The organism is Acetivibrio sp., assembly GCF_035371925.1.
Taxonomy (GTDB): domain Bacteria; phylum Bacillota; class Clostridia; order Acetivibrionales; family Acetivibrionaceae; genus Hungateiclostridium.
In genome coordinates, this window is sequence record NZ_DAORXT010000040.1 from 14,343 (window position 1) to 24,286 (window position 9,944).

8 protein-coding genes and 1 pseudogene are annotated in these 9,944 nt (G+C 30.0%); all 9 read right to left on the reverse strand.

The features are described 5' to 3' along the window. Window positions 1–312 (reverse strand): annotated as a pseudogene (locus PLH43_RS07165) (IS701 family transposase); the annotation flags it as partial. 241 nt (window positions 313–553) lie between these two features. Then, window positions 554–1,921: an oligosaccharide flippase family protein gene (locus PLH43_RS07170; protein ID WP_324361553.1), complete on the reverse strand. Its 1,368-nt coding sequence runs from the start codon at window positions 1,919–1,921 to the stop codon at window positions 554–556. A 27-nt stretch (window positions 1,922–1,948) separates the two neighbouring features. Then, window positions 1,949–2,794 (reverse strand): FAD-binding protein, encoded by an 846-nt coding sequence (locus PLH43_RS07175; protein ID WP_324361556.1) that lies wholly within the window; start codon window positions 2,792–2,794, stop codon window positions 1,949–1,951. Between the two features lie 14 nt (window positions 2,795–2,808). Next, on the reverse strand, window positions 2,809–3,933 hold the full coding sequence (locus PLH43_RS07180; RefSeq protein WP_324361558.1) for a polysaccharide pyruvyl transferase family protein: 1,125 nt from the start codon (window positions 3,931–3,933) through the stop codon (window positions 2,809–2,811). A 2-nt stretch (window positions 3,934–3,935) separates the two neighbouring features. Then, window positions 3,936–5,198 (reverse strand): hypothetical protein, encoded by a 1,263-nt coding sequence (locus tag PLH43_RS07185; protein ID WP_324361560.1) that lies wholly within the window; start codon window positions 5,196–5,198, stop codon window positions 3,936–3,938. Further along, a complete protein-coding gene (locus PLH43_RS07190) occupies window positions 5,191–6,099 on the reverse strand; it encodes a glycosyltransferase (protein ID WP_324361562.1) in 909 nt (302 codons plus the stop codon). The genes PLH43_RS07185 and PLH43_RS07190 overlap by 8 nt, the downstream gene beginning before the upstream one ends. A gap of 2 nt (window positions 6,100–6,101) precedes the next feature. Next, window positions 6,102–7,223 carry a glycosyltransferase family 1 protein gene (locus PLH43_RS07195; RefSeq protein ID WP_324361563.1) on the reverse strand — a complete coding sequence of 374 codons (1,122 nt, stop codon included), beginning with the start codon at window positions 7,221–7,223 and terminating at the stop codon, window positions 6,102–6,104. A 79-nt stretch (window positions 7,224–7,302) separates the two neighbouring features. Next, complete coding sequence (locus PLH43_RS07200; protein WP_324361565.1) at window positions 7,303–8,502, reverse strand: Coenzyme F420 hydrogenase/dehydrogenase, beta subunit C-terminal domain; 1,200 nt, start codon at window positions 8,500–8,502, stop codon at window positions 7,303–7,305. Between the two features lie 6 nt (window positions 8,503–8,508). Continuing rightward, window positions 8,509–9,684, reverse strand: a complete 1,176-nt coding sequence (locus tag PLH43_RS07205) for a polysaccharide pyruvyl transferase family protein (protein ID WP_324361567.1) — start codon at window positions 9,682–9,684, stop codon at window positions 8,509–8,511. Window positions 9,685–9,944 lie beyond the last annotated feature (260 nt).

Below are 9,944 nucleotides of genomic sequence, written 5' to 3' on the forward strand. Positions count from 1 at the left end.
AGTACTCGGAGATTTTGTAATGGGAAGTAACTACACAGTGAGACCACATGGTCTTACCATCACTGTGAGAATGATGATATCGGATACATTCTCACAAACAGATTTAAAAGGATGATTTCTCCTCTTGTAATCTACGTATTCGTTACTCCATTTATATTCTCCAAGGAACCTTGAGCCACTGCTCCGGTCCCGGTTACAGGTAAGCCTTGAATAGACATTAGAAATATTCTTGTTTCCCTCGGTGGTTATTATTCCTGAAATCATATGAACCATATGGTTCTTCAAAGCTCCGGAAATAGGCAACTTTAGCATATTTATATAATTGATTACTTCTTGGCTTTATTCTATTATTATATCAGGCATAAGTTTGACTCCCGTGGAAATAGTTTTTTATCTTGTCAATTCAAAACTACCACATTTGGTCTGCTTATGCTTTTGTTTTGCCATTTTATTGGTAATACAATTTATTACTTATTAATATAGAAAGCTAATATGAATTTCAAGCTCAAAATATCCAATATTCACAAAAGTTAATTTTGTGAAATGCATTTTCCTAGATTCCACTAACAATGCCTAATATGTTACTTATAATTCTAATAGCAGCGGAGCATATAAATATTATAATTATTGATGCAAAAACACTTTTCAAATATCGATATGCCGAAATATTAATAACTTGAAACAACTTACTAAAATATACAATCTGAACAAAACAAAAGATGATTGTCATAATAATACATCCTATATATATATTATTAAAATAAAACTTTCCAACCGCTAATCCAAAAGCATAGCCAATTAGCTGAGTAACTCCAGAAATAAGAGAATACTTTTGCTTATGAACTACAATTGCTAATCCCTGAGTTGACATCATCAAAAAAGTAAAAAAGCTATTAAACGCTACTATTCTTGTAATATTGCCAGCAACAATAAAGTCTGGCCCCAAAAAAATTTTACATGCTAAGTCACTTAACGAAAGCAAAATACTCATTGGGATGATGGCAATTTTTGCTGCACGACTAATATTTCTATATGTAAATTCTCCTATATCTTGTTTTTTCTTAGTCATCTCGACAATTCTTTGATAATAGACTTTTCCTATAGAATTAGCTAAAAAAGTAATTGGAATTTTCAAAACTTTCATCGATACTGAATAGTATCCCAAAATTTCGGCTCCAAATAGAGTACGAATAAATAATACAGGAGCTTGGTTCTTAAATTGTGCAACAATATTTGTAGGCATCTGATAAAAGCAAAATTCTCTATGCTTTGATAACGCTGATTTATGATCCTTAATAGAAAAATTCAAAAAAACTTTCGGTAGTTTTCTTCTCATATGTAGCAAAGTTATAATCTCTCCTGTAATTAGACCAATATAATAACCATAACTTTTATACCCCAATAAACCTAGTGGAATTGCAACAATAGCCGCTGAAGCATGGTTTATAACAGGATTCTTCATTAGTACATTATATTCTTTTTTTCTATTAAGCCACGAATAGCTCAACTGAATCTGCTGTTGAGTAAATATTAAAATTGTAATAAAAAAAGCGTAAAATATCGGATTTATACCAGCCTTATTGGGAAAAAAAGAATAAAACATAAAAAATCCAAACCCAATAAGTAGACTAAATATCAAAACTAAAGTTGTTATTATTGAAAATAATTTTTTTGTATCATCTTCCGTTTCTTCAACCATAATGGCATTTGATAATCCCAAGTCAGAAAATGTGTTTACTATAATTACAACAGAGGTAAACAAAGTCCAATTACCAATTATTGTCGCTCCAAATATTCTTGTATATATTGGAAGCGTAGCAATAGAAATCAACTGTCCAAACAATGTCCCACCTGATATCTTTAAAACATTATTAATCATTGATGATTGCTTTTGCTTGACGCTGTCTAATTTTCTTTCCATTATATAATCACTATCTTTCTATTAAATTTATCTCCATATTTTAACTTCTAGCTTACATTTCTGAAACGTAAACTTATGTAATCTTTGTACAATTTTTATTAATTGAATCGTATCGTGGAAATTTCCATTTCCTTCATTTAATATCCAATTTGGAGTTTTCTTCGAAAAATGCACACCATCTTTACGACCCAATCCAAGTTTTGATACTAATTTCATTATCTTTGGATTTGCTATACAGAAAACAGTACCAAAATTTGCAGCAGAATTATCTTGCTCTTTTTTGCAAAGCTTAATCCTTTCATCCCTTAATCTTGAGGTTTCCTCTGAACTGCATCGAGGAAACTTAAACTTTGCTCCTACAATAATCCTATCATCATCTTGAAATGATGAATATCTATATTTAAACTCTAATAAATCTTTCGGTATAGATTTTACTTCTCTATTTTCAACCACATCTACACTTACAATATAGTCACTTATTGATTGATTATATCTGTATCCTCTACCAGCATTCATATATATAGCACCGCCTATAAGTCCAGGCACAGAATACAAATATTCTATTCCTCCATAGCCAGCTTTATTAATCTCCAAAATTGCTTTTTGCAAATGTACAGAAGCACCAAAGTAAAAAACGCCATCACCTAAATTATTTATTTCCTTATTAAATTCTCTCAAACAAATAACTGATTCAAATTTACCCTTATCATCAATGAGCAAATTTGAACCTCCTGATATTACTAAGGGGTTGTCAAGTACTTTTAATAGTTCAACTAGTTCTTCTATACTTTCTGGAATGTAGAATTTATTTGCAATTCCACCAATCTTAATACTAGTATACTTTTTCAGTTCTTCATTTTCTTTTATTATCATTGTACATACCTCTCTTATTTGACAATGTTGTCGAGTTTCTCAAAAAAACTTCTACTCAATTCAATAATTGGTTGACAATTATACTTCGTATCTTTTTGAATAAGGCGCTCGATCTCTTTAATTATCTCTGTTGTAATCATTTCTTTAGAAGAATAATATCGTTCACATAAATTTAACCGACCTAGTATATCATACATTTTACTATTATCTAGGGTAGTCTTTCGTTCTTCTACTGCAATAAATTGCACATTATTTTTTAATGAAAAGCATACGCCATGAAATCTCGAAGTAACAAATAAATCTAATGCAGAAATCACATCTATCCATTCAAATGGGCTCAGCCGTGCATAATTCCTTGTTTCTTTATGATAATCATACAAAGAAATATAATTATATTTGCTTCCGTATGCAGACATAAACTTTCTTGGTATTTCTGAATCTTCAAGCATAAATCCTATGGTTTTTTTGCCGGGATTAATACCAAATTTATTTATTAAAATATTTCGACCGTTTTCTTCGCTAATTCTATATGAATATAAAAAAGTAGGATCACAATTAATATAAGCCAAACTATTCTCCATTACTTTATCAATGCATCGTTTTGTACTTTCATCACGAACTCCAATATAGCAAAAATCACATAATATATTTTTCATTAGATCCCTTTCTTTCTGTGAAAGGCTATCATAATCAATTCTAGCAGATGCCGCATATGACATTTTAATACATTGAAGGTCCCCAGGTAACCAATAAGGGCTTGGAAATCCCCTAAATCCGTTAACTCGCCATATTTCATCACTTCCTGCTATAATCAAATCATATCTTCCTCTAATGAATTTTTGAAATTCTTCAAGGTTAGAATAATACAAATTTTCAGAGCTTAATTTCAATTTTGATTGAGAATCTGCAAAAGTTTTATACTGGTGCAAATAATATATTAACCCTTTAAAACTTTTTGATGCTAAAGATTTCCGCAAGAATTGCTTTTTATAAAATCTATCCGCAGCTTTCATATCATAGTCAATAAGTTCTACCAAAACTGAAGGATATCTTTCCGAAATAACCCTACATAATGCATAAGCTTGCAAGTATGCACCATAATTAATTGATCTATGATAAGTTAATATACCAATTCTCATATTTATCCTCCATTAACCCCAAATTTTACTTGCATATTTCTAAACTTTAATTGCTTTAGATGATTAATTATAATCCCAAACAATAACCATAACATTGGATTAACCCAAGGGTTAGATGAAAAGGACAACTTCACTAACATATTACAAGACAAAAATGCAATTATAACAAAACTATTCTTATTTAAATTATACAAATTCAATGTTGCTAAAATTGCTTTTAATGCTAAAAAGCTTAATGGAATTGCAAAAATTAATCCACCTTCATACATAAATTGCAAAATGAAATTGTGAACAAAAGCTATTCCTGCCGAATTCTTTGTTATAAATGTTCCTATTCCATTTCCCCAAATAGGAGATTTCCAAAAGTATTCTAAAGCTGTACTAAAAAACTCTTTTCTTCCATTAGTAACATCTCCTTGGCTCAAAAAGTATAGAGCTTTATCTAAAGCTCCAATATTTATTCCATATTTGCTTAAAAAAGATACTGACCACAACATAATATTTACAAAGTTATTTCTTAAAATAAAAAGAAGAATAGCTGAAATAATAGATATTAATACTATTTGCTTCTCAGGTTTTTTTCTTTTTTCTCCTTGATATTTTCCTATTATCGCAATAACAAAAGATGTTATCAGTACAAGTAATGCACCTCGTGCAATTTGCATGGAATAAATTATCATGTAATACAGTTGTATACAATATAATACTTTAATAATTATGGAGGACTCATTTCTATAATACATAAAATGAAAAATTAATACTGTTCCTGCAATTACCAAAGCATACGATGTAACCAAAGAAACCTGATTAAATCTAGTTGTTGGCACATGTGTTTGAATTAAAATTTCATCAAATGAAAATATCAATAATGTAGAATAATAAAGGCAATACCTTAATATTTTTTCAGCATTATACTGAAAATTAGTTAGTATTACGGGAATAACAACCCACAATATAAACATAGACGGTATTACACCTTCCTGCTGATAAAACAAACAAGAAACTATATAGAAGAACGATACAAAGATAAGAAAAACTCCACACCATTTATTTAATTTAATTTTCTTTATGCTCAATAATATAGCCGTTATGGATATAATAAGAACTAATGGAGAAGACAAATTATCTAATCCAAAGCCATAAGTAAACATAAAATCCAATAACGGACTCATGATTAATGTAGCAATAGCTAAACTGACTAAATCTATATTAGAATTAAATATAATTCTTCTAGTACCTATTTTTAAAGCAATTTTTTTATCCATTGTTTATCAAACCCTTTTTTCTCCAAAAAGCATATGCATCAATAATATACCTTGTAATAGCCCAAATAGGCTTTTTTGTCTTTATAGCCCACTTTAAAGAATTAATTATCATTTTGCTTTTTAGATATTCTTTTCCAATATCATAGTAATTTGCTGCATATACCTGATTACGTTTCTTATTTGGAAGCTCACTTATAATGCCATATAACTTGTTTAAATAGTGTAATCTATATCTCTCTGCCACTTTTGGGTCTTTAGGGAGATTTCTGTCAATTTTGAATTTTACAATGCAAATATCACTAATTACACGTACTTTATAGTTATATGCCACTCTAGTGAAAAACTCCCAATCCTGATGCCGCATAAAACTTTCATCCCATTTATCTACTTTTTCGAGCACATTCTTTTTTATCATTATTGCACTCGAACATGCAGAAATTTTATGTCGTAAATATTCATATACAAAATCTTCAGGTTGGGAAACAATAATATCTCTATGATACCCATTTGGTAATTGTACTCTATAAGAACCTACAATCATTCCTATTTCTTCTGGTGAATTCTCAAATATACTAACTTGGTTTTTTGTTTTTTCAGGTAAAAAAATATCATCATCGTCAAGAAAACAAATGTACTTTCCATCTGAATACTTTAAACCAGTATTTCTTGCGGCTGAACCATTAATGTTTTTTTCATGCACTAAATATAATATTTTGTTCTGATCTATATATTCTTGAAGAACACTCTGGGTTATCTGCTGTTCTTTGGTATCTTTACCGTTATCATCCACTACTATAATTTGAATATCCTTATATGTCTGATTTAATACACTATCAACTGCTCTTAAAATAGTGTTACTGCCTTTATATGTAGGGATTATAACAGTTACTAAACTACTCATAATTACTTCCTTTCCCTATTAATCGCTTGTTCGTAAAATTTCATCAATTTGCTTAATTCTTTGTGAAGGTTAAATCCTGCTTTAGTTAATTCATCTTTCTTATCATCACGATAATAAGAATTATAAATATCTATAACAGTTTTTGCCCACTTTTCAGGACTATCATTCAAACTTAAATAACACGTTTCAGGCAGCAGTTTTGCCTCAGCCGTTATTGTATTGGAAAAAATACAAGGAACGCCTTCTGCCTGTGCTTCTACCGCTGTAAGTGGAAACCCCTCATATAACGAAGGCATTAAAAAAATGTCCATAGCTTGTAATAAATCTGCAACATCAGACCTATAACCAAGAAAGTATGTACTGTTGCCTATAGATAAAATATTGGCTTTTTGAAGTAATTGTTCTTTTAGAGAACCGTCACCAATTAAATATAATTTTGCGCGCGAATCCAATTTCAGTATTTCAGCAAAGATTTCCAGTAAAAAATCATGATTTTTTTGCTTTTCTAATCTTCCTATGCTACATATAGCAAGATTATTATCAACTCCCAAATTTTCTCGTATCTCTGCACGCTTTTCAGGATCAAATTTAAACTTACATAGATCTACAGCATTATGAATAATATGGACCTTGTCAGTACTGCCAAACAACCATTTACCCGCTAAATCAGAACATGCAAAATAGTAATTGGCATATCTTTTTAGCAATCTTTTCATTCTGTTGCCAATAAACAGTTTTATTGGATTTTGAGTCTGAAATCCCGTATTATGAGAATGTGCTATTCGTACAGGAATCTTATATTTCTGAGCACACTTTAAAATATAAAAATTTTTACTGGATGAATGTAAATGAACAATATCAAAATCATTATGCTGAGCAAAAAAGTTGTCAATTGCCTTTTTATACTTAATATAATCAAGTGGCTTGCTTACCCATATGTTTGATAATTTATATAATTTAACTCCTAAATTTATAAATTTCTCTTCCAAAGGATATGTTTTTCCATCATCTAATAATAATAGTGATACCTCATTATTTGATAAATCCATATTTGAAATAAAATTATATAAAAATGTTTGAATACCACCGTGGAGCAATCTATCTACAAAATATAATATTCTCATTTCCATCCCTTTTTATTACTTATTTTAGTTCTTCATTGCTGTATTTCTTATAGAAGTAACTTCAATTTTAATTAAAATATTAATTCCTTTTTAACACTTTCTTTGCCAGTCTCTTAATGGTCTGATATATACCAAGCTTAATACAGCTGATTCTTATTAAATACTCAGCTTTTACACGCAACGTACTCGGAAAATAGAATTCAAAAAATTCTTTATTACTCATTCGGTTTGCATCCTCAAAAAATTGCTTCCTACGAGGATTTAATTGCACTGATTTAACCAATTCCCTAACGCCTTTTACTGCAAAATCCGGATCAACCTCAACCACTACGCATTTTTCACTAATTGCCTGCAATAATTTATTGCCCTTTTCAGTGTGAACTAATGCTCTAGTCACACCTTTATTATTATCAAGACTTTTTGAAAATTTGAATACATCAAAGCAGTCCCAGATAGTAATATCACATACTCTATATCGCTTCTTAAACTGGCAATTATAGCAGCTTGGCCTATCACTTAAATCTGAAAAAAATGCTCTCAAATACGGATCTGACTCTACTCCAAAATGTAGCTTTCTGCCATTCCTTAACTTAATAGTCATTTGAGAGTATTCATATCCATAGTACTCCTTATCACGAAAAGCCACTTCCTCCAATAAGTTCATATTTTCAGAAGTACGAAATTGTTTATATTTTTCCCAAATTAAAGGTGAAGGTACTGCATGGCATACTACATCAACAGTAATTAAATTAGTGTAATCTTTTCTTAGAAATCTTTTTAAGCCTTCAATCTGACAAGGAGTTCCACTATACAATACCTTTCTTCCAGCATCTAAATGCACTTTCGCTTCTAAAAATGTTTTCTCTATTCTACTTTGAACATATTTACTATTTCTGAATTTGCATAATTCATCAGGATTTTGTATCCCTTGATGTACTACCTCAAATGAACTATTAAAAGCAGCACCATAAACAACACCGTTTTCTTTTAGTATATATTCAGCTAATGCAGAAAAAGCTCCTCCAGAAGTGCTTTCACTGAGTACTTTAGGATCTTTATTCTGTATTAGGTACGCTTTCTGTGAAAAAGGTTTTTCAATTTCATTGTTTAATATTGGACATACTTGTTCGCAAAGACTACATTCAACACATTCATTCATATTAACATTCGGATACAAGAAACCTTCATTATCAGGATGCATTGTAATGCAATTTTTAGGACATATATTGTCACAAGCTGAACAGCCACAACATTTTTCTTTTTCTTTAATATTTATCATGAAAATCTACTCCAAGCCTTCCAATGCTCTATATAAAAATTTCTTTGATTCTTCTACGAAAATCTTCAATCTACTTTCAACAAGCGAATAATCAATATTCTCATTCATTTGCTCTTCAACTGATTCGTTTCCTTCTAAAATTCTTGATTTAATATCTAACACTTCTAACAATGAATCAATTCGACTATTTGTAGACATAGTTGATTTCGTCCTAAAACGTCTAAAAGTAAAAAACGTTTTACGGTTCAAAATTGAAAAAACTGTTCCATGAAATGAATCAGTACAAACAAATTCTGCATTACGTATTAAATTAATAAAATCACTGGGTCCTACATCGTATGGAGCTTCATCGGCAAATCCATTATCACTCCTAATATAGGCATCTAGTTGTTGTAAAGCAACTATTTTACATCCAGTCTTGTCTTTCAACTCTTTTGCGAAAGCACGAGGATAAGGATTGCTTCCCAAAAAATAGCAGAATATATACTTACCCTTGATAAAAGGCTCTTCGGATTGAATACTTTTCCATTCATCAGCCGAAAGTAACAGAGTTGGGTCACATACAACAGGAACATCCATACCCGTTAAATCTTTAATTAATTTCTGTCCTGATTTTTCTCTAACCGATAAATAATCAATTCTTGGTAAAAAATTTTTTGCAGATTCTTGGGCCTTTTTTGGCAGTGAAGAAACTCCAAAACTAGTGGCATATGCAATTTTACGTATATCACTTGGAACAAAATTTAGTGTGTAATAATCTGCTGCAATATTAGAAGGTAACCATAATTGATCACTACCTACTAAAAAAGCTGAATAATTATATGCTTGAGCTCCCAATTCAGATTTTGATGAATAAACTTTTGACAATCGAAATCTTTCTCTGGCAAATTTATCAAATTGCTTTTTTCTGATTGATATATTATTACCTAATGTGTTTTTATAAATTTTTTTTGCTATAGCTAATTTAATAAATCCCCATTTATCTTTAAATACATCTGGTGATAACATCCTACTCCTAAAATATTTCAGTTTTGCCTTTTTAATTTCTCCTGCAAACCCATCAATACAAATTGTCTCATTAGGAATATTCCAATTATCCAAAATCTGTTGAGTTGCATATGCTTGAAGCATGCTTCCGTAATTCGGCTGGAAATAACATGTTACTAATGCAACCTTCTTCATTTTGTTCTCCTCTCAGAATTTATAGTTCATCTTTGTCTATACATAAATAATTAAAAAACTGCTAATAATACGCTTTATTTTATTAACAACAAATTACATTTGCATAGACTTCTTATAGATACTAATATATTTTTGAGCCATTTCTTTTGTGTTATATTCTGTCATAATATCATTAAATGCATTTTCAACTAATTTTGCATTTTTTATCATATCACTTTGAATAGCTTCTACGAACGAATTAATATTATTACAGACATAAC

Coding starts and splice junctions, on each gene's coding strand:
- PLH43_RS07175 (WP_324361556.1), bottom strand. CDS start 2,794: ATGATAATAAAAGAAAATGAAGAACTGAAAAAGTATACTAGTATTAAG.
- PLH43_RS07170 (WP_324361553.1), bottom strand. CDS start 1,921: ATGGAAAGAAAATTAGACAGCGTCAAGCAAAAGCAATCATCAATGATT.
- PLH43_RS07190 (WP_324361562.1), bottom strand. CDS start 6,099: ATGAGTAGTTTAGTAACTGTTATAATCCCTACATATAAAGGCAGTAAC.
- PLH43_RS07180 (WP_324361558.1), bottom strand. CDS start 3,933: ATGAGAATTGGTATATTAACTTATCATAGATCAATTAATTATGGTGCA.
- PLH43_RS07200 (WP_324361565.1), bottom strand. CDS start 8,502: ATGATAAATATTAAAGAAAAAGAAAAATGTTGTGGCTGTTCAGCTTGT.
- PLH43_RS07185 (WP_324361560.1), bottom strand. CDS start 5,198: ATGGATAAAAAAATTGCTTTAAAAATAGGTACTAGAAGAATTATATTT.
- PLH43_RS07205 (WP_324361567.1), bottom strand. CDS start 9,684: ATGAAGAAGGTTGCATTAGTAACATGTTATTTCCAGCCGAATTACGGA.
- PLH43_RS07195 (WP_324361563.1), bottom strand. CDS start 7,223: ATGAGAATATTATATTTTGTAGATAGATTGCTCCACGGTGGTATTCAA.